The organism is Rhodococcus sp. 05-2254-2 (genome assembly GCF_002259095.1).
In the GTDB taxonomy this organism is placed as follows: Bacteria; Actinomycetota; Actinomycetes; order Mycobacteriales; family Mycobacteriaceae; genus Rhodococcoides.
Genome location: NZ_NOZJ01000008.1, coordinates 101,356 through 119,871 on the forward strand (window position 1 = coordinate 101,356; position 18,516 = coordinate 119,871).

An 18,516-nucleotide genomic window follows, 5' to 3' on the forward strand; every position below is an offset into this window, starting at 1 on the left:
TCACGTTCATGCATGTGATGGACCACACAACTGCGGGTTGCTCTGAGTATTGGTGCAGATGTTTGTGGGCGCAAGAGCCATGAACGCAGGTCGGATCTGCAAAACTGCACACATGACACTCGGTGGCGCGAAGATCCCCAGTGCAGATGACCTGCTGGTGCTGCTCGCTGTCAGTCGCACCGGTCGCTACAGCTCCGCCGCCGACGACCTGGGCATCAACCACACGACCATTTCCCGACGCATCGCCGCACTCGAGGACACGCTCGGCGGCCGGGTTCTAACCCGTGGTGCCGGTGGCTGGGAGCTGACGCAGCTGGGCCGCGGCGCGCTGGCCGCGGCGGAGGCCGTCGAGGATGCGCTGCGCACCCTCGTCTCGAGCGATGTCGGCGCGTTGGAAGGCGTCGTACGAATTTCGGCGACCGACGGATTCAGCGCCTACATCGCGGCTCCGGCCGCGGCGCGGGTGCAGCGCGCTCATCCGCGCGTGTCCGTGGAAATCGTGGCGGTCACCAGGCGCGCCTCGCAGCAACGATCGGGTCTGGACATCGAGATCGTCGTCGGGCAACCGCAAGTGCATCGCGCCGAGGCCATCCGGCTAGGGGACTATCTACTCGGCCTCTATGCCTCCGAGGACTATCTGGAGGACCACGGAACTCCGCAGGTGCCGGCCGATCTCTCTGCACACCCGTTCATCTACTTCATCGATTCGATGCTGCACGTCGACGATCTCGATCTGGCCCCCAACTTCACCCCGACCATGCGCGAATCGGTCACCTCCACCAACGTCTTCGTCCACGTCGAGGCCACCCGCGCATCTGCGGGCATCGGGCTGTTGCCATGCTTCATGGCCGACCGCCACCCCGACCTCCGACGAGTCCTGCCCAACGCCATCGCGGTGAAACTGACCTACTGGCTCGTGACCCGTACCGAAACACTGCGACGGCCGGAGGTGTCGGCGGTGGTCGACGCCATCCGCGCCGTCGTCACCGAACAACGTTCGGCACTGTTGGGTGAACACTGAATACCTACGTCCCATAAGGAGAGTGCCCCGATGGCAGATATCGAGTTCTATTTCGATCCGGTGTGCCCGTTCGCCTGGATGACCAGCAAATGGGTTCGCAAGGTCCAGGCTCAGCGCGACTACACCGTCGACTGGCGTTTCATCTCGCTGCGACTGCTCAACTCGCACATCGACTACGACGCCCACTTCCCGCCCGAGTACGAGGCCGGCCACACCGCAGGTCTACGAGTGCTGCGGGCTGCTGCCGATATTCGTCGTGAGCACGGGTCGGACGCTGTCGGGCCTCTGTACGAGGCCCTCGGCAAGCACATCTTCGACACCGAGGTGGTGCCCGACGACGCTACGAGCCACGGCCATCGCGGCACCGCAGAATTCCTGGGGCCGATCCTCGAAGAACTCGGGCTGCCCACCCATCACACTGCAGCACTGGATGATTCGTCTCTCGACGAGGAGATCCAGGCCGAAACCGATCACGCCCTCTCACTCACCGGCAAGGACGTCGGCACGCCCATCATTGCCTTCGAGCCGCCGGACGGCGTCGCGTTCTTCGGGCCGGTGATCAGCAGACTGCCCAGCGACGAGGAGGCAGTGCCGCTGTGGGACAACGTGATCGGACTCGCTCGCTTCCCCGGCTTCGCCGAGATGAAGCGCAGTCTGCGTGAGCTTCCGCAACTCAAGGCCCTCGGCGTGCAGGAAGACGAAGCGGGCGTGCAACAGGACTGGCACGGAGGTAGCCGACGCCAGAAGAAGTGAACTTCTCGGCCAGATCAGCCGCCCTGCAGGTCGTCCATGTTGCCGACTTCCGGGGTTCCGGCATCTAGGCCGTAACGCAGGTACACGGTGCCTTTACCGTCGACGGCCGGTGGCCCGAGCAACGTCAGGTTGCTGGGCACGGTGCCGTCGGCGAACACTCTCTTTCCCACTCCGAGAAGGATGGGATGCACCCACAGATCGAGTCGATCGAAAAGCCTCTCGCGCAACAGGGTCTGCACCAGATCGAGGCTTCCGACGACCTTGATGTTGTCGTGCCGATCTCGGATCTCACGCACCGCATCCACCAGACTCGGTCCGAGTTGGGTCGAACCGTCCCACCGCAGATCGGGTGTGCCGCGCGAGGCCACGTATTTCGGTATGGCGTTGAACAGCGTTGCGAACGAGCCTTTTTGGTTCGGCCAGTAGGCGGCGAAGATGTCGTAGGTGCGTCGGCCGAGCAGGAGCGCATCCGTGCCCTCGTATGCGGCGTCGACTTGCGCTCCGGAGACCTCGTCGAGCAGAGGAGCCTGCCAACCACCGAAGGGGAAGTTCTCGGGATCTTCCTCGGGGCTTCCTGGTGATTGTGCGACGAGGTCGAGGGTGGCGAACAACTCCAATGTGATGAGGCCCATGATTGCTCCTGGTTCTGTAGGACGGAATCTTCTTCAGCTCAATACTCTTCGCAGACTCTCGGCAAATTCGGTCGGTTTTCCGGTCTGACCGAATTCGCCGCCGAGGAATCCCGAGTGGCCGCCGGGAAAGACGATCGGCTCCGATCCGAGGAGCGCTGCAGTCGAATACGCTGCGCGAGCCGCGATGTGACCGTCCTCTGGGCCGCCGGATTCTTCACCTACTCCGATCACCACTGTGGTGGGAGCAGCACGCAATGCATCGACATCCGGCGCGAAATCGACGCCTCCCCCGCGCATGTTGGACATCAGGGCATCGTCGCGGGTTCCGTCGTCCTCGGTCGGTAGGCCGAACTGCGCCGGGTCCGGTGCCGGGCGAGCGAAGAACGCGTCGTCGATAGGGCCTGCATGCATCAACAGCGACATGAATTCGGCCATGGCCGAGCCGAGGCCGTGAGCGTCGTACGTGGCCACCATGTGTGCGCACACTGTCGCGATGTTCTCGCGGTCCGGCAGAGTGCCTCCGGCGGGCGGTTCGTGGGCAACCAACGTCCGAACGTCGGACGGGTATCTGCTCACGAGCACCAGCGCATTGACCGCGCCCCCGCTGGAGGCGAAGACATCGACAGGACCGTGGCCGACGGCGGTGAGCACTGCATGCAGGTCGTCGGCATGTTCGCCGACGGTGACCGCCGCGGTCGCGTCGTCTCGTCGACTACGTCCGACATTTCTCGGGTCGTAGGTGACGACCACCCGGTCGCGGAAGTGCGATGCCAACGTACCGAACCCGCTCGCATCCATCGGTGAGCCGATGAGCAACAACGGGGTGACCCCGGGCTCGAGCTCACCGATCACGTCATAGGTCAGGGTCGCACCGGGAACGGAAACCGTCTGTGTCGTCATGATCGGTTGGACCCCGGCCCGAGCGAAAACTCACCGGACGGTGCCGCCTAGTCGTACAGGATCGCAGTACCTGTCCGTCTTAACGCCTCCAGACCGTTTCGGAAACGCTGCAGGTATTCGGGTGAATGACCCACCCAGTCGGTCGTCTCCTCGACGTTGCGCACCGGATTCGTGCACCACGAAACGCTCCGGTGTATCGGCTGTGTCTGCCATAGATATTCCTCCGCGTCGATAGCGGGAAGAGTGTGCACTGGTGGCAACGCGGGCGAGCTCAGGATCATGCTTTGCTCAATGCTCCGATCAGCGCGGTGGTGACGGCGTCGAGGTACGCCGAATCCACCTCGACGCCACGCACCGTAAAGCGCCAATAAACCGGTCCGGCAAGAAGATCGAGCGCCAGCTCGAGATCGAACCCGGCCGCCATCTCCCCGCGGTCGATCGCTCGCTCGAACACTCTGACCGCACGCTCCCGCCGTGGCTTTCCGATCAGTTCCTTGTGCAACTCTGCGAGCCTCGGAGTCCGCGCCGATTCTGCGACCAGATCGGGAAATATCCGGGCGAATCTCGGATCTGCTATCCACTCCATCAGGTTGTCGAGCGTCGCGCGCAGGTCTCCGTACAGCGATCCGGTATCGGGAATCCGGGAAATGTCGACGCTGAACTCGGACAACACCGACACGACCATGTCGACTTTGGACGGCCAGCGCCGGTACAGCGCACTCTTACCGACACCCGCGCGCTTGGCGACGCCTTCCATCGAAAGTCGCCCGAACCCGAGTTCGGCGAATTCGTCGAGCACCGCTTCCGTGATCGCACGTGTCTTGTCGGGCTGAAACACAGCAGCACCCGTCGGCTTCCGTGGACTCATACGGCGAACTCTAACAAATGGACGGTACGGTACCGTCCGGTGTACTTTTGGACGAGACGTAACCGTATCGTCCATTTGAGGAGATCCATGACACCCACCGACGTCGTCCACACTGCGTTGCAGCACTTGCTTGCACATGACATGACTGCGTTCGCCGACCTGTGGGCGGTCGACGGCGTCATCGTGTTTCCGTTCGCCGCTCCGGGATACCCGCGCCGCGTGGAGGGTCGCGCTGCAATTCACGAGTACATGCGTGGGTATCCCGAAATCCTCGACATACGGAACATCACGTCGCCGACGATCCATGAAACCGCCGACGCGGAGGTAGTCGTGGTCGAGTTCGAGGCTGCCGGCGTCGTTCCTTCGACAGGTAAGCCGTACGAACTCGCATACATCGCTGTCATCACCGTGCGCGACGGCGAAATCACCAAGTACAAGGACTATTGGAGTCCACTCGCCGCCGCGGAAGCCCTCGGTTCGGTCGACGACGTCACGGCGGCTTTCGCGGGTGACCGCGCATGAGCGACGTCCTGGTTCTCGGCGCGACGGGAACGACCGGAAGCCGGGTGACCACGCTTCTCCACGAACGAGGGGCGCAGTATCGAGCGGCGTCTCGCACACCCACGTCCGCAGACCAGATCAGGTTCGACTGGCTCGATCGTGGTACCCACACAGCCGCATTGGACGGCGTCCGAGCGGTCTATCTCGTAGCGCCCGTCGGTGTGGCCGATCCGCTACCTCTAGTTCGACCGTTCCTGGAACACGCTCTGCAACAGGGTGTTCGACGCGTCGTCGCGCTGAGTTCGTCCGCACTCGAACGAGGTGGGACCGGGCTCGGCGAGATCCACGACGCGGTGGCGACCGAGATACCCGAATGGGCAGTCCTTCGACCGAGCTGGTTCATGCAGAACTTCCGCGGCAGCAGCTCTCTCGCAGCAGGAGTCACTGCGGGCGAGATCGTGTCTGCAACCGGGGACGGGCGGATCGGCTTCGTCGATGCGGGCGACATCGCCGCCGTCGCCGTGCACGCACTGCTCGACGTTCAGTCGCACGACACCGATCACATCATCACCGGACCCGAGGCGCTCAGTTACTCCGACGCGGCCCGAATCATCGCCGCCCACACCGGAAAACCTCTGCGACACAGATCGATCTCCGTCGACGAGTTGGCACAGCGACACATCGACGGCGGCCTCCCCCGCGAATATGCGCCGATCCTGGCAGCCCTGGACGCGGCCATCGCAGCAGGCTCCGAGGATCGCGTCACCGATGTGGTCGAACGCATCACCGGCAGAGCCCCGCGTAGCTTCGAGAACTTCGTCGCCGAGGCATTCCCGCTCGGTGACAGCAGCCCGGCGCTCCACTGACAGCAACGACAGGCGTGCGACCTCCGTCAATTCGGCTCGGCGTGGCGCGTGCCGACAGTCCCGACGCGGACCTGGATGTGGCCGCCGCGAACGGCGCGAGTCGACAGATCACGCAGCAGTGGCGTCATCGCCGTCCACGGATGAGCCTCGATGTCCGACCCTCCGAGTCGGCATGCAAGCTTCGCCAGCGGGGTCCACACCGCCGCCCGTCCCACGGGCCGCTGCATGTCGACGACGGCCACGACGCCGCCCTCGCGAGTGTGCGCGATCATCGAGTCGAGAGCCGCCTGCCACGGCGTCATCAGCGACAGCGCATACGTACTCAGCGCAGCATCGAACTCAGCCTCGCCCAGATCCGCGCTGGTGAGGGCCGTGGCGTCAGCAGCGACCAGCGTGACGTTGTCCCACCCGGCTCGGTCGGCTCGCCGCCTGGCCTGTTCGAGCATCTGTGAGCTGGCGTCGACTCCGGTGATCGAGCCGGTCGGTCCGATCATCCGCTGCAACCCGGCGAAGTTCAGTCCCGTCCCGCAGCCGAGGTCCAGAACATGGCTGCCTGCAGGCAGATTCAGCAGCTCGAATGCTGCCTCCCGACCGGCTCGATACACCGGCCACTCGAAAGAAATCACGTCGTACAGGCGGGCCGACATCGTGTATTTCGTCGGTCGTCTCATGTCGGGTCTCTCCGGGGCGCGGGCATAGTGGGAAGTATGGGAATCCGTCGTTCGTCTTCGAGTGTGCCCGAGAACCGTGCCGACGTGGTCGTGGTGGGCGGCGGCACCGCCGGCATCGTGGCGGCGAAGACCGCAGCCGGCTTCGGCGTTCGCGTCGTGCTGATCGAGCGCGAACGGACCGGCGGCGACTGCCTATGGACCGGATGCGTTCCGTCCAAGGCGCTCCTCGCGGCGGCCTCGGCGGCACAGACGGTTCGATCCGCGTCCCGCTTCGGCATCGTCACCCAGCCACCGATTGTGGACTTCGCACGCGTGATGCAGCACGTACACGGCTCGATCGCCGAGATCGCGCCGATCGATTCACCCGAGGCACTCACCGAGGCGGGGGTCCAGGTGATCCGCGGGGACGCTGTTTTCACGGGTCCGAACACGGTGAAAATCGGTACACGGGTTCTGCATTTCGGTCAGGCGATCGTGACCACCGGCGCGCATCCCACGGTGCCCGCGATCGACGGCATCGACAACGTGGACTACCTGACCAGCGACACCCTGTGGGATCTCGAGGACTTGCCGGAGCGACTGCTGATCGTCGGAGCCGGGTCGGTGGGTTGCGAAATGGCGCAAGCGTTCTCGCGTCTCGGGTCGGACGTGACTCTGGTTGGGCGGTCGGCCACGATCCTGCCTCGCGAGCACCCCGAGGCGTCGTCGATCCTGACGCACGCGTTGACCGACGAGGGCGTGCGCGTCCTGACCTCCACCACCGTCGTACGCATCGACAAAAGTTCGGCCGTGACCGATACGGGTGTCGAGATTCAATTCGATCGAGTGCTCATCGCCACCGGACGGACTCCGCGAACCGCGTCGCTCGGCTTGGACACGGCCGGTGTGGAATTGGACGACAACGGATTCGTTCAGGTCGACGAGCATCTGCGGACCACCAATCCCCGCATCTGGGCGGCCGGAGATCTCACCGGTCATCCGCAGTTCACGCACACTGCCGGTGTGCACGGCAGTCTGGCTGCGAGCAATGCGGCACTCGGTCTGAACCGAAAAGTGAGTACGACGGGAACTCCGCGGGTGACGTTCACCGATCCCGAGATCGCCTCGGCCGGAATCGATGTGCGGACCGCTTGCAGTCGCGGACTACGGCTGCAGACTTTGGACCACCATCACGTCGACAGAGCCGTCACCGAGAAAGCGACGAACGGATCGACGACGCTGGTGCTCGATGCCAAGCGTCGCATCGTCGGGGCCTGTGTGGTGGGACCGAGAGCGGGCGAGACGATCGGGGAGCTGATCATCGCCATCGAGCAGGGGCTGCGTACCCGCGATCTCGCCGGAGCCACGCACCCGTATCCGACGTACAACGACGGGCCGTGGAACGCGGCGATAGCAGACGTGAAGGTGCAGTTGGGTTCTCCGGTGATCTCCCGAGCGACGGCCGCACTGGCGAAGGTGCGCGGCAGGTGGATCGTCAGGAAAGAGCGCGATACCCGGCGATGATCCGTTGGGTGGAGCTCACCGCGACCACGGCCGCCCAGACCACCGCAATCTGCCACGAGATGCCGGGCACCAGCAGCCACAGACTGTGTACTGCAATGGTTTCGGCTCCCTCGGCCAACCCTCCGAGGAACGACAGCGAACGGCCGTCGTCGATGGTGCGACCGGTGCGCTCGGCGATCGAGGAGAACGCAAGAAACGCGGTGCCGTTGATGTAATACGCCAGCAGCACAAGCAGGAACGGCCACCACGGGGCGTCGTATCCGGCCGAGGCACCCACCGCGACGCCCACCACCGTCGTGCCGTAGACCACAAAATCGGCGGTGATGTCGAAGAATCCGCCTGCCCCGGCTGTTGTCGCCCGCCTGCGCGCCAGAGGCCCGTCCAGGCCGTCGGCGATCCGGGAGACGATCCACAAGAACAAAGCGAGCAACCAGAACTGCAGGCCGGCTGCCAGTGCACTACCGAGGCCAAGCACCAGCCCGGCGGCGGTGATCCGGTCGGGTGTGATCGCGGGGCGGTCGAGGGCGCGGGCACAGCGATCGAGCGGGCTTTCGAGGTGGCGACGCAGGAAGCTGTCGATCATTCGGCAGCGCCGGTGAGTCCCAGACGGCGTGCCAACAGCGCCGAACCGGCCGCGATAGCCAGCACCGCGAGCAATGCGATGGCGAACGGCCACGAGAGTGGAGACGTTCCGTAGGCCCCGAGGGCGGTGTAGGCGACGGTCGCGGGCACGATGCCGACCATCGTCCCCACCACGTAATCACGCTGACCCACCGCGCTGACTCCGGCCGCGTAGTTCACCAAGGAGAACGGCAGCGGCACCAGTCGCACGAGCAACACCGACAGCAATCCGCGCCGTCCGAGCATGGCGTCGAGCCGGCGGAGCCTGTCCCATTCGGTGCGGGCCACCTGGCCGCGTCCCAGGGCCCGAGCTCCCCAGTACCCGAGATACGCCCCCATCGTGGCGGCGAACACCACGACGGTTGCGCCCACCGCCAACCCGAACAGCAGTCCCGACGCGATGGTCAACGTGCTGGCGGGGAACGGAGTGGCCGACAGGACGGCATAGAGCACCACGAACAGCGCGATGCCCCACGGCCCGGCCGATGCGACTCGGTCACGGATGAACGACGGATCGGGTAGGTCGACGGTGCCGAGCACGATCACCAGAGCGATGACGACCACGGCAGCCGCGAGCAATTTCAGGGTCGTGCCGCGGCGACTACGCGTCGGGCGGTCCTGCGTCACGGTATGTGCCTCTCGTCCGGCGGTCAGGATCCATTGTGCACAAGACCCGTGTGCCCGCGTGTTCAGCGGTTGTCTCATTCGACCGATTACGGTGGTGAGGGCAGCGTCGACGACGGCTGCTTCGGTGATCTGGAGGGCCCATGGTGATTCGTTCAGTACGGTGCGCAGTGACGATTGCGGCGAGCGCAGGGCTGCTGCTGACCTCCTGCGCTGCCCCGGACTCCGAAGCTCCGCTTGCCGAGGAGCAGTCGTGGAGCCAGATCGAACAGCAGGCACAGGGGCAGACCGTGTCGCTGTGGATGTACGGCGGCGACGAGCAGGGCAATGCCTACGTCGACGACGTGCTCACCCCCGCGGCCGCTGCCGAAGGTGTCACGCTGCGCCGCGTACCGGTGGAATCGACCACCGACGCCGTCAACCGCATCCTGTCCGAGCGGCAGGCCGGGGTCACCGACGGCGAAGTGGACCTGGTGTGGGTCAACGGCGCGAACTTCGGCACCGGTAAGCAGGCAGGCGCGTGGCTGTGCGGTTGGACGCAGAATTTGCCGAACATGGAACTGACCGATCCTGAGGATCCGCTGTTGCTAGACGACTTCGGTACCCCAGTAGAGAACTGCGAATCACCCTGGCACAAAGCTCAATTCACCCTCGTCTACAACGCGGCAGCCATCCCTGATCCGCCGACGACATTCGACGGCGTGCTCGACTGGGCTCGCGCGAACCCGGGCCGCTTCACCTACCCCGCTCCCCCGGACTTCATCGGCTCGGTGTTCGTGCGTGAAGCCTTGATCAATGCCTCCGGCGGCGTCGACGAGGTTCCCGCTCAATTCGACCAGGACTCCTACGACCGCCTTGCCCCGGCGTTGTTCGATCAGTTGAACGAGCTCGCCCCGTCACTGTGGCGCGAGGGAACGACGTATCCGCAGTCCTCCTCCGAGCTCGACGCCCTCTACGCCGGTGGCCAGGTCGACATGACCATGACGTACGGCCCCGCAACCCTCCCGAAACTCGTCGCCGACGGCACCTTCCCACCGGAGACCCGCGTCCTGACTCTCGACGAGGGAACCGTCGGGAATGCGAGTTTCCTTGCCATTCCGTCGACGTCGGGGAAGTCGGCTGCGGCACAGGTGGTCGCCAATCTTGCTTTGTCGCCCGAGCAACAACTCGAGAAGGCGACGCCGGACGTGTGGGGGCAGTTCACCGTGCTCGATATCGACCGACTGCCCGATGACGCCCGCGCCCGGTTCGAAGCGTTGCCGAGCTCGACTGTTCTGCCCTCCTACGAGGAGCTGTCGGCCAACGCGCATCCCGAACTCTCGGCCGATTGGGTCTCGCCGGTCGACGAGGGTTGGCGTCGAAGCGTGCTCGCCGGTCAGTGAGCGCGTCCACGAAGAGCTTTCGCGGGACGGCGGCGGTGCTCCCCGCCGTCGTCTTGGTTGTTCTCGTCGTCGGCGGCGGTCTCGGCACCGTGGTGCTGCAGAGCCTGGGTCTGATGCCGTTGGTCGGAACCCCCGCACTATCGGTCGACGCATACTCCGCGTTGGGCGATGACCTGTGGCGCTCGGTGGTGCTGACGCTGTCGATTGCCGTCGTGTCGACGGCGTTGGCCACGGTGATCGGGCTTGCGGCGGCACTGACGGCCTTGTCAGGTGGACGCGCCGCGTTGGTCGCTGCGGGGTTGACCGTCACGGTGCCGCACCTGATCGGGGCGGCGGCGATGGCATTGCTGTTGGCAGATTCAGGGATGCTGCCTCGCATTCTCGGCATGACCGACGGCGGCTGGCCGGAGTTGGTCGGTGGGAAGTGGTGGATCGCCGTCGTCGCCGAATACGCCTGGAAAGAGTCGGCTTTCGTGGCCGTCGTCGTGGCCGGGACTCTCGCCACCCGAGTGGCCGCATTCGACGAGACGGCCGCGACCTTGGGCGCAGGCCGGTGGGCTCGGCTCCGATTGGTCACGTTGCCGTTGGCCCGGCCCGCACTGATCGCGTCGGCGGCCATCGCGTTCGCCTACACCGTCGGTTCCTATGAGGTGGCCCGCATTCTGGGTCGACCGTATCCGGAGCCGTTGTCGGTGATGGCAATTCGCCTGTTCACCTCGATCGATCTTCAGACGCGTCCGCAGGCAGCAGCTGCCGCGACGATCGCCACCGCGCTGACGGTGGTCGTGGCCGCGGTGGCCCTGCGCTATCTGCGCAGATCGGCAGCGTGGAAATGAACAGGGTTCTTCCCGCTGTCGGCAGGTCCGCTCTGGTCCTGTGGTTCCTGCTGCCGCTGATTCCGGTTGTCTTGTGGGCCATCAGCAATCGCTGGTCGTTTCCCGGTTCGGTTCCGCAGGAATGGGGATTCGACGGCGTCCGCAGCGCCCTCGATGCAGGGGGCTTCGATGCGTTCGTGCGGTCGACCCTTCTCGCTCTCGCCGTCGCCGCCATCGCAACGCCATTGGGCGCATTGGCTGCTCGCGCCCTGGTAAACGGTACTGTGCGCTTTCCCGCTTTCGTAGCTGCGGTTCTCTTCGCTCCGCTGGCCCTACCCCCGTTTGCCGTGGCATTGGGACTCGATGTTCTGGTGCTGCGCTCGCGCATTCCGAGCACGGTGGCGGTGATCGCGTTGCTGACCGTCGCTGCAATCCCGTACACGACCTACCTGATGCGAGTGGCGTTCGGCGCGTACGACATCGGCTACGAAGAGGAGGCACGCACCCTCGGTGCGTCGAGTGCCATGGTGCTGCGGCAGATTCGCATTCCCCTGTTGGCTCCGGCGTTGGCGGGTGCGGCACTGCTGGCTTTCCTCGTGGCGTGGAGCGACTACGTGATCACCCTGTTGATCGGTGGAGGCAGACTGGTCACCGTGCCCATTCTCGTCGCCTCGTTCGCTGCCGGGACCGGTAACGATTCAGTGGTGGCTGCGCTGTCGGTCGCCGCCGTCGTGCCGCCGCTGTTGCTAGTGCTCATGCTGGCCCGGTTGCGTCGGAGGAGTGCACGATGAGTGTCGAACTGTCCGTACACGGACTTACGAAAGCCCATGCCGGTCAATCGGTTGCGGCACTCGACTCACTGAATCTCACTTTGTCACCGGGATCCTGCACGGCGATTCTCGGTCCGTCGGGTTCGGGCAAGAGCACAGCGTTACGACTCATTGCCGGACTGGATTCACCCACGGCCGGCACGGTGCAGATCGACGGCCGTGAGGTGAACGGCGTTGCGGCCGAGAACCGCGGGGTGGGGATGGTGTTCCAGCGCCCGATGTTGTTCCCGCACATGTCGGTACTGGACAACATCGGCTTCGCGTACCGCGCTGCAGGGGAGAGCCGCAAGCGTTCGCGCGAACGTGCCCGGGAGTACCTCGATCTGGTGCATCTCGGTGACATCGGTGATCGTGCTGTCTCCGAGGTGTCGGGCGGACAGGCGCAACGGGTGGCGTTGGCGCGTTCGCTCGCGGGTTCACCGCGAGTGTTGTTGTTGGACGAGCCCTTCAGTGCGTTGGACCCGGTGTTGCGCACCGAGATGCACGACCTCGTCCGGGAATTGCGCTCGACGTTGGATCAGACTCTGCTGCTCGTCACTCACGACCAACAAGAGGCGGCGGTGCTGGCCGATTCGGTGGCGGTGCTCATCGACGGTCGATTGGAGCATCACTCCGATATTGCGACGGCCTACACGCGGCCGAGCACGTTGGCAGTCTCGCGACTGATGGGTGGGATGAACGAAATCGAGGGTCAGTGGGATGGGGTTGGGGTGCATCGCTCCGAACTCGGTGAGTTGGAGGTCGACGGAGTTTCTCTTCCGCCTGGGCCTGCCGTGTTGCTGTTGCGGCATGAGCTGATCACTTTGGATGACAACGGGATTCGGGGAGTTATTTCCGATCTGCGGCCTACCGGATTCCGAAGTATCGCTGACGTGACGGTAGGTTCGACGACCGTGAAGGTGGAGTTGGCGGCGGGGTCTGCGGTGCGAGTCGGGGATGGGGTGGGGTTAGAGATTCCGCTTTGGGCGAGATCTGTCGTTAGATAAGGATCTTTGCACGCCTCTTGAATGGTCGAACCAGTACTCATTCCGTCGCGTAAGACTCTGTTGATTGGACGCCTTTCTTCTCCCGAACCATATTTTCATGTATTCACCCCCTCGCCAGTCAAGGAAGTCAGACACTACTTTTTCGACATTAACTTTCGACCTATCGGTATCGTCTTAGCAAATCTGTCACCGGTTGCAAGCCCCGTCACTGTCCCTAGTTCTTCCGGTATGATTTTCGACCACAGTTCTTTGGCAGCCCCGATCACATCATCGCGAAAGCTACTACCGTTTGCAACGTGGAACGCTATTCCGAGCGCGATACACTCGAACGATGTACTTGAAAATCCGCCTCTAAAAGCATTCTTCCCGTCGTCCCACTTACGAAATACTGACTCGGACCCAGCTTGGTCGATAGCATCGAAAGTTTGCATAAATGTGGACTCCAACAGTCTCGCGTCTGCCGGAAATTTTTCAGCAAAATCGATGACCCAATTGTCTAGTTTGGTTGGAAAATCTCCAAGACCACCGCGCTTACCTTTGAGTTCTCGATTGTGAAGCATCAGGAAACGTAAAACCAATTCGAGATCAAATTGCTCGTCCAGCAACCGATCCCCCAGCGATAGCGACTGGACAAAACTCTCGTGCTGACTCAGTTTATGTATCCAGGTAAGTACATCAGAGTTGACCCCAGCAATGAGCGCCGTACGAATTTCTTGCGGAGTAAGCGTTGAGCCGTAGCTATTCAGGCGCTGAAATAGATCAAACTTTGCCTTGGGATCTGAACTGCGCTTAATGACCCTGAGATCCAGTCTGGCCAACCTGATGTCGAGCATCTGCGCATCCGAAAGGCTTCTTTCGCCAGCCGCTCCCCAGCTTCTTCCTTCAAGATCAGGGAGGTATGTGGTAGCCGTCAGTTCGAGCGGACCGTTTGGGGTACCCGACGAGGGAAGAAGCCCCTGCAGTTGAAGGAGGGTACTGACTCGCTGCAGGCCATCCACGAGCTCCCACTTTCCCCCAGAGTCTTGCGCGACAAAAATAGAGGGTATCGGTATTCCAAGCAAAATACTCTCTACCAAACGGCTCTTTTGCTCGGTCGACCATCGAAACAACCGTTGAAACTCTGGCCGAATTATCAGAATCCCCTCCTTATAGAGATTCGTCAACTCGCTTACAGACATGCTGATCGTATCTGCCGACACCTCGCGGCGTGCCGCCGATACCTGGCTCTCAAGATCCGTCATCCAATTTCTTCTTCCGCTATGTCATAAGCTACCTCAGTTAGTCCTGGGTAAGCTGACGCTCGGGACACTCCTAAGAGCTGCAGCTGCGATCGTAAGACTTTCCGCTCGGCCGTCAACGAGATACTTTTCAGAACGCGGCCATCGCTGACGATCTCATCTAACGGCTTTACTGTCTTTCCCCCGACTGTGAACGCGCCATGCTGGGCGGCAATCCGCTCGCTGTTATGAGTTCCATAGATTGCAACCGGAGCGGGGGCGAAAAGAGTTTCGTCGACGCCAGGCTCCCAGTTTTCGGATTGCTTATCGCTTGTTGCGAGGATTCCCACAGGCAAGCCGTCGAGCCGTGGGTTAGTCTGATTTAGTAAGACTGGGTCGAGAATCCAGATGTTCGGAGTACAGCTGCCAGTTCCACACTCACAGCGAGTTGGATCGTGTTCTAGAGAAAAGAAAACAGCCATGAGAAGGCTTGTTGTCCAGTCCAGCAACCTAGTAGGAACACCATAATGTTGCATGGCAAATAGATGCTCCCAGTCGCTCTGAGGGTAACCCGCAGGCCAGTAGGGAAGGCTTCGCTGGCGAAATCGGGTGAGCAATCGCGTTTCGGCATCCAGCACCTGCCTCGCCATGATAGGTGGGTCTACCGCCGATTCAGTAAGTCGACGCCACAAGGAGGGCATAAGATGCCTTGTCGAGCAACCCTGACCTCGGAACCAGAACTGCTTCAGGGGCTCAAGTCCTGTCACGACTCGGACCAGCTCAGGTATGTCGCAGACCGCGGATTCGTCGTTAACCACGACCGCAGCTTACGCGTAACCCAACCCAACTACCCAGAAAAGAACTTTCTCTGTCCGGTTAACCTTACTGTTGGATACAAGAGTTCAGAGTTGGAGAGCTAGGACCCCGGAACCTCAGCTGCCAGAGTAGAATCAGCGAAATTCCCCAACCGCGGCCGTTAGCCAACCGATGGGTTGGGGGACTCCCAAATGCTTGCGTACATCTCAGACACCAACGGCCACACTTCGGTTAGACCGTCCTCCGCGGAGTCGACAGCAGTAGCGAGATCGCCGAAAATGACGAACTCGTGGGGTATTACACGTCGTGCTGAATCGCAACGCCCGAGCGGATCTGCAATGCGCAGCGCGACTTGCCCGTCTTGGCTACGCCACGCGGTCGGTGCGTCTGAGAGGTCTCCGAAGGCCGCTTCGTAGACCGGGAGCGGGTCGCTCAGTCCGGCATCGAGGAGGAAACGGAAGCCCCAGGTCCGGCCTCGGGTGGCCCAGATCAAGCGCTGTAAATTTGCGGGATTGCCATTCACTTCGGGTTCCTGATCACTTTGTCGTTGACGCCATGCTCCAGATCAAGCTTGAACTGCGTCAGAGTCGCTCTCAGATAGTCGTGCTTCGCCCGCGCCTGCTCGTTCATTTCCTCGAGTTTCGGTCCTACCAACTTGACTGCCTCTGCCAAGATCGGGAGCGCCATGGCCGCGACCTTGCCGGCATTGCCCGCTCTGGCCAACATTTTCTCGATCGGCGCGAATTTCTTGTCAACTAGGCCGGCAGCCAACAGCTCGGCACCGTCAGCGAGCGACTTGAGCACCTTGTACGGGATATTGAGCTTCTGCTGCCACTGCACGCGACGTTCTAGCGGAAGAAGAGACGCAACCGGGAGTACAAGATCGAGACCGACGCGTTTCGTCAGGTCGATGTCGATCGGCTGCTGATCGTCGGACCTCAGGTCGAACTTGGCGGATGAGAGCAACATGAAGTCTTCACCGATAGATAAGGCTGCCGGAGTATCGATGAATTCGGCAATGGTTGATCGGAGGTGTTCGATGTCCTCTGCCGCCTCAAGGATGACCAAATCGCGAAATGTGTCAACATTCCAATCCGGCAGCAGATCAGCTTTCGACAGGGTCAAGATCCAGATTCGGGGGAATTCGACGATGGGACCGTCCTCGAGCAGGTCGTTCTTGAGTCGCAGAAGCCCTTGACGGAAGTTGAACATCAGCGACTTGAGATACAGCTGTTCTTCGCCTCGATGATCGAGCAATTTCTGCCCGTCTACCAGAAGAATTGCGACATCGGACTTGAGCAGGGAACGGAAAGTGTCGGTACGTCGGTCGCGTTCTTCAGCTCTGCTGGGCTCCTCTTCGAACCACTCGCCGGGATAGTCGTGCCACGCAAGACGCAGGACATCGAACGGCCTCTTCTTGGCTGCGTCGTTGTCTCCGCCCTTGAGTTTGACCGAAAAATAGTAGGTCGTGCTCCTGAAGCGGGTTTGTATCGGCGCAGACGCTTTGTCCCGCATGCCGAGGTAATTCTTGTAGAGCCGAACCCCTTGTCCGACGTCGTCAGCGACGAGATCCCAGAGATCGTTCTTGAAAGACCCCTCCTGGGTCGGGCCGAAGAACGACGAAACAAGAACGGTCTTGCCTGACCCGCTCTCGCCGAATACGGCAACGTGCTGCTCTCGAACCTTGGGGAACTTGGCCATGCCAGGACGGTACACAACACAACCGACAGCCTTGGTCGCGATAGGTGCACCAGCGTGGACTAGCTCACTTACCTGCTCGGCACACTGGATGCCGGGCTCCAGCGACTGACCGACGCCGAGCAGAACTCTCCCGTCGATGCCGCCGCGGATACGGTCTTCCGGCTTCGAGAGAAAGCCAAAGCCGGCCACACCAGCAAGAGGGCCCACTATCTTGCGGCCTCCACCGATCCACTGGGCATTCGGGTCGGAGGCATCTCGACATCGCACAGCAAGCGCATCGTCCAGTTGTGCGCAACCAGGGTTGGATGCACATCGACGACACCGCCGTCCTCGCAACTCTGGATGACGACCGGCTCAGCCGTGGCCGGACGCGGCGTGGCGAGTACGTGTCACGATGCCCGCGAATACCGTGCTACCGCAACAAGTCTCCCCTAGCTCAGGAGGGTGTCGTGCTGGCCGTGCTCATCGATCTCCGGCTCGGGCATCATTCGGCCATCAACACCTCCTACACCCGCCGTTGACGCTGCGATACTGACCCGATGCACGATCTCGAAGTCCAGTTTTACATCGATCTCGAGTCTCGCGTCTGGGACGCGCTGGCCAACGGCGACGCAGACGCCGATCTCGAACTACTGTCTGCCGACTTCGTCGGCGTGTATCCCACCGGTTTCGCCAATAGGGCAGACCACGCAAACCAACTAGCTGACGGACCCAGCATCGCGTCATACTCGATCTCGGAAGCGAAACTGATCGAAGTTTCTGGAAATGCGGCGGTGCTCTGCTATCGCGCTGACTACCTCCGACTTCATCGCAGCGTGGGCGAGGCGATGTTCGTCAGCTCGCTCTGGTTCCAACGAGATGGCCGTTGGCAGAACAAGTTCAGTCAAGACACGCCTGCCAACTCCTGACTGCGCTGCCTAGCCAACTGAAGCGGGCGTCAGCTACAGCGGCCGGTGGTCTCCAAACCCGTCACTGGCAACGGCAGCGGCTGCGCAATTGCTGATCCACTCGCGATGGAGAGAATGTCGATACGGTCGGTTGAACCTCGTCGTTGCCCGAGGAAAGAGAACCACCACAAGGAGCTCAGTTCGTGAACGATCTCGACAACCCGAACGAGTCACCTGCGCTGCGTCGACCGCGCGAGATCGTTTTCGACGTCAACGAAACGCTGTCCGACATGTCGCCGTTGTCGGAGCGCTTCGCCGACGTGGGAGCTCCCAACGAACTCGCGTCACTCTGGTTCGCGAGCGTTCTGCGTGACGGCTTCGCACTCACCGCGGTCGGCGCGGCGCGGCCCTTCGCTGACGTCGCATCCGGGCTACTTGCAGTGATGCTGCCGCCTGAGGCGCTGAATCGGGAGATCGACGACGCCGTCGAGCACATCATGAGCGGTTTCATGGGCCTGGACGTGCATCCCGACGTAGCAGACGGCATCAGAGCACTGGCTGCGCTCGAGATCCGGCTGACCACCCTCAGCAACGGCGCGGTCGGCGTTGCTCAGAAACTGCTCGAAGGCGCAGGAGTACTCGAGCAGATCGAGATGCTGCTGTCCGTCGACCAAGCCGGGGCATGGAAGCCCGCCGCACAGTCGTACCGATACGCACTCGATCGGTGCGGCGTCGAACCCCACGAGGCCATGCTCGTCGCCGTCCACCCCTGGGACATCGACGGTGCCCACCGTGCCGGACTGTCCACGGCCTGGATCAACCGCACGGGCACCACCTACCCGCAGCACTTCACGGCCCCGGACCTCGAGGCGACCTCACTGCTCCACCTCGAGCAACTACTGCAGCACGCGACCTAGAGTTG

General features: G+C 62.5%; 21 protein-coding genes. 12 read left to right on the forward strand and 9 right to left on the reverse strand.

Annotation, left to right across the window (positions count from 1 at the left end):
* Positions 1–112 precede the first annotated feature (112 nt).
* A complete protein-coding gene (locus CH283_RS10540) occupies positions 113–1,021 on the forward strand; it encodes a LysR family transcriptional regulator (RefSeq protein WP_094638744.1) in 909 nt (302 codons plus the stop codon).
* A 30-nt stretch (positions 1,022–1,051) separates the two neighbouring features.
* Positions 1,052–1,774, forward strand: a complete 723-nt coding sequence (locus CH283_RS10545) for a mycothiol-dependent nitroreductase Rv2466c family protein (RefSeq protein WP_094638745.1) — start codon at positions 1,052–1,054, stop codon at positions 1,772–1,774.
* A gap of 14 nt (positions 1,775–1,788) precedes the next feature.
* Here the strand turns inward: CH283_RS10545 and CH283_RS10550 are convergent, their stop codons facing one another.
* The 3 genes from CH283_RS10550 to CH283_RS10565 all read right to left on the reverse strand — a co-directional run bounded on the left by CH283_RS10550 (position 1,789) and on the right by CH283_RS10565 (position 4,174).
* Positions 1,789–2,406: a dihydrofolate reductase family protein gene (locus CH283_RS10550; protein WP_094638746.1), complete on the reverse strand. Its 618-nt coding sequence runs from the start codon at positions 2,404–2,406 to the stop codon at positions 1,789–1,791.
* A gap of 33 nt (positions 2,407–2,439) precedes the next feature.
* Entirely contained in the window at positions 2,440–3,306 is an 867-nt protein-coding gene (locus tag CH283_RS10555; RefSeq protein ID WP_094638747.1) for an alpha/beta fold hydrolase, read from the reverse strand.
* 277 nt (positions 3,307–3,583) lie between these two features.
* The gene (locus tag CH283_RS10565) at positions 3,584–4,174 is read right to left on the reverse strand and encodes a TetR/AcrR family transcriptional regulator (RefSeq protein WP_094638748.1); all 591 of its coding nucleotides are present in this window, start codon (positions 4,172–4,174) and stop codon (positions 3,584–3,586) included.
* An 87-nt stretch (positions 4,175–4,261) separates the two neighbouring features.
* Between CH283_RS10565 and CH283_RS10570 the strand changes: the two genes are divergently transcribed.
* Together CH283_RS10570 and CH283_RS10575 are read left to right on the forward strand one after the other, a co-directional pair.
* Entirely contained in the window at positions 4,262–4,696 is a 435-nt protein-coding gene (locus CH283_RS10570; protein WP_094638749.1) for a nuclear transport factor 2 family protein, read from the forward strand.
* Entirely contained in the window at positions 4,693–5,541 is an 849-nt protein-coding gene (locus CH283_RS10575) for an NAD(P)H-binding protein (protein WP_094638750.1), read from the forward strand. Before CH283_RS10570 ends, CH283_RS10575 begins: the two co-directional genes overlap by 4 nt.
* A gap of 26 nt (positions 5,542–5,567) precedes the next feature.
* Here the strand turns inward: CH283_RS10575 and CH283_RS10580 are convergent, their stop codons facing one another.
* Positions 5,568–6,212, reverse strand: a complete 645-nt coding sequence (locus CH283_RS10580; RefSeq protein ID WP_094638751.1) for a class I SAM-dependent methyltransferase — start codon at positions 6,210–6,212, stop codon at positions 5,568–5,570.
* A gap of 63 nt (positions 6,213–6,275) precedes the next feature.
* Between CH283_RS10580 and CH283_RS10585 the strand changes: the two genes are divergently transcribed.
* Positions 6,276–7,715, forward strand: a complete 1,440-nt coding sequence (locus tag CH283_RS10585) for a dihydrolipoyl dehydrogenase family protein (protein ID WP_255183172.1) — start codon at positions 6,276–6,278, stop codon at positions 7,713–7,715.
* Here CH283_RS10585 and CH283_RS10590 read toward each other — a convergent pair.
* Positions 7,687–8,298: a CDP-alcohol phosphatidyltransferase family protein gene (locus CH283_RS10590; RefSeq protein WP_094638753.1), complete on the reverse strand. Its 612-nt coding sequence runs from the start codon at positions 8,296–8,298 to the stop codon at positions 7,687–7,689. The genes CH283_RS10585 and CH283_RS10590 overlap by 29 nt on opposite strands.
* Positions 8,295–8,963 carry a TVP38/TMEM64 family protein gene (locus tag CH283_RS10595; protein ID WP_231893872.1) on the reverse strand — a complete coding sequence of 223 codons (669 nt, stop codon included), beginning with the start codon at positions 8,961–8,963 and terminating at the stop codon, positions 8,295–8,297. The genes CH283_RS10590 and CH283_RS10595 overlap by 4 nt, the downstream gene beginning before the upstream one ends.
* Positions 8,964–9,130: 167 nt before the next feature.
* Between CH283_RS10595 and CH283_RS10600 the strand changes: the two genes are divergently transcribed.
* Genes CH283_RS10600 through CH283_RS10615 form a run of 4 tightly spaced genes read left to right on the forward strand, consistent with a single transcriptional unit; the run spans position 9,131 to position 12,973 of the window.
* Entirely contained in the window at positions 9,131–10,342 is a 1,212-nt protein-coding gene (locus CH283_RS10600) for an ABC transporter substrate-binding protein (protein ID WP_255183173.1), read from the forward strand.
* Positions 10,339–11,178: an ABC transporter permease gene (locus CH283_RS10605; RefSeq protein WP_094638755.1), complete on the forward strand. Its 840-nt coding sequence runs from the start codon at positions 10,339–10,341 to the stop codon at positions 11,176–11,178. The genes CH283_RS10600 and CH283_RS10605 overlap by 4 nt, the downstream gene beginning before the upstream one ends.
* A complete protein-coding gene (locus tag CH283_RS10610; RefSeq protein ID WP_094638756.1) occupies positions 11,175–11,948 on the forward strand; it encodes an ABC transporter permease in 774 nt (257 codons plus the stop codon). Before CH283_RS10605 ends, CH283_RS10610 begins: the two co-directional genes overlap by 4 nt.
* Complete coding sequence (locus CH283_RS10615) at positions 11,945–12,973, forward strand: ABC transporter ATP-binding protein (protein WP_094638757.1); 1,029 nt, start codon at positions 11,945–11,947, stop codon at positions 12,971–12,973. The genes CH283_RS10610 and CH283_RS10615 overlap by 4 nt, the downstream gene beginning before the upstream one ends.
* A gap of 134 nt (positions 12,974–13,107) precedes the next feature.
* Here CH283_RS10615 and CH283_RS10620 read toward each other — a convergent pair whose 3' ends face one another.
* The 3 genes from CH283_RS10620 to CH283_RS10635 form a co-directional block, all read right to left on the reverse strand.
* A complete protein-coding gene (locus CH283_RS10620) occupies positions 13,108–14,214 on the reverse strand; it encodes a DUF262 domain-containing protein (protein WP_094638758.1) in 1,107 nt (368 codons plus the stop codon).
* Positions 14,211–15,008 carry an FRG domain-containing protein gene (locus tag CH283_RS29015; protein ID WP_141215225.1) on the reverse strand — a complete coding sequence of 266 codons (798 nt, stop codon included), beginning with the start codon at positions 15,006–15,008 and terminating at the stop codon, positions 14,211–14,213. Before CH283_RS29015 ends, CH283_RS10620 begins: the two co-directional genes overlap by 4 nt.
* Positions 15,009–15,525: 517 nt before the next feature.
* Positions 15,526–16,896 (reverse strand): TRAFAC clade GTPase domain-containing protein, encoded by a 1,371-nt coding sequence (locus CH283_RS10635; protein WP_255183174.1) that lies wholly within the window; start codon positions 16,894–16,896, stop codon positions 15,526–15,528.
* Between the two features lie 98 nt (positions 16,897–16,994).
* On the opposite strand from CH283_RS10635, the gene CH283_RS28745 reads away from it, so the two are divergent.
* The 3 genes from CH283_RS28745 to CH283_RS10650 all read left to right on the forward strand — a co-directional run bounded on the left by CH283_RS28745 (position 16,995) and on the right by CH283_RS10650 (position 18,511).
* Positions 16,995–17,228 (forward strand): hypothetical protein, encoded by a 234-nt coding sequence (locus CH283_RS28745; RefSeq protein ID WP_255183175.1) that lies wholly within the window; start codon positions 16,995–16,997, stop codon positions 17,226–17,228.
* 18 nt (positions 17,229–17,246) lie between these two features.
* Complete coding sequence (locus CH283_RS10645) at positions 17,247–17,615, forward strand: nuclear transport factor 2 family protein (protein WP_094638762.1); 369 nt, start codon at positions 17,247–17,249, stop codon at positions 17,613–17,615.
* A gap of 182 nt (positions 17,616–17,797) precedes the next feature.
* Positions 17,798–18,511 carry a haloacid dehalogenase type II gene (locus CH283_RS10650; RefSeq protein ID WP_255183176.1) on the forward strand — a complete coding sequence of 238 codons (714 nt, stop codon included), beginning with the start codon at positions 17,798–17,800 and terminating at the stop codon, positions 18,509–18,511.
* Positions 18,512–18,516 lie beyond the last annotated feature (5 nt).

What these genes read in the sequence shown, in the direction of transcription:
- CH283_RS10610 (WP_094638756.1), top strand. Translation starts at nt 11,175, where the DNA reads ATGAACAGGGTTCTTCCCGCTGTCGGCAGGTCCGCTCTGGTCCTGTGG.
- CH283_RS10575 (WP_094638750.1), top strand. Translation starts at nt 4,693, where the DNA reads ATGAGCGACGTCCTGGTTCTCGGCGCGACGGGAACGACCGGAAGCCGG.
- CH283_RS10550 (WP_094638746.1), bottom strand. Translation starts at nt 2,406, where the DNA reads ATGGGCCTCATCACATTGGAGTTGTTCGCCACCCTCGACCTCGTCGCA.
- CH283_RS10565 (WP_094638748.1), bottom strand. Translation starts at nt 4,174, where the DNA reads ATGAGTCCACGGAAGCCGACGGGTGCTGCTGTGTTTCAGCCCGACAAG.
- CH283_RS10580 (WP_094638751.1), bottom strand. Translation starts at nt 6,212, where the DNA reads ATGAGACGACCGACGAAATACACGATGTCGGCCCGCCTGTACGACGTG.
- CH283_RS10615 (WP_094638757.1), top strand. Translation starts at nt 11,945, where the DNA reads ATGAGTGTCGAACTGTCCGTACACGGACTTACGAAAGCCCATGCCGGT.
- CH283_RS10645 (WP_094638762.1), top strand. Translation starts at nt 17,247, where the DNA reads ATGCACGATCTCGAAGTCCAGTTTTACATCGATCTCGAGTCTCGCGTC.
- CH283_RS10570 (WP_094638749.1), top strand. Translation starts at nt 4,262, where the DNA reads ATGACACCCACCGACGTCGTCCACACTGCGTTGCAGCACTTGCTTGCA.
- CH283_RS10590 (WP_094638753.1), bottom strand. Translation starts at nt 8,298, where the DNA reads ATGATCGACAGCTTCCTGCGTCGCCACCTCGAAAGCCCGCTCGATCGC.
- CH283_RS10545 (WP_094638745.1), top strand. Translation starts at nt 1,052, where the DNA reads ATGGCAGATATCGAGTTCTATTTCGATCCGGTGTGCCCGTTCGCCTGG.
- CH283_RS10540 (WP_094638744.1), top strand. Translation starts at nt 113, where the DNA reads ATGACACTCGGTGGCGCGAAGATCCCCAGTGCAGATGACCTGCTGGTG.
- CH283_RS10555 (WP_094638747.1), bottom strand. Translation starts at nt 3,306, where the DNA reads ATGACGACACAGACGGTTTCCGTTCCCGGTGCGACCCTGACCTATGAC.
- CH283_RS10620 (WP_094638758.1), bottom strand. Translation starts at nt 14,214, where the DNA reads ATGACGGATCTTGAGAGCCAGGTATCGGCGGCACGCCGCGAGGTGTCG.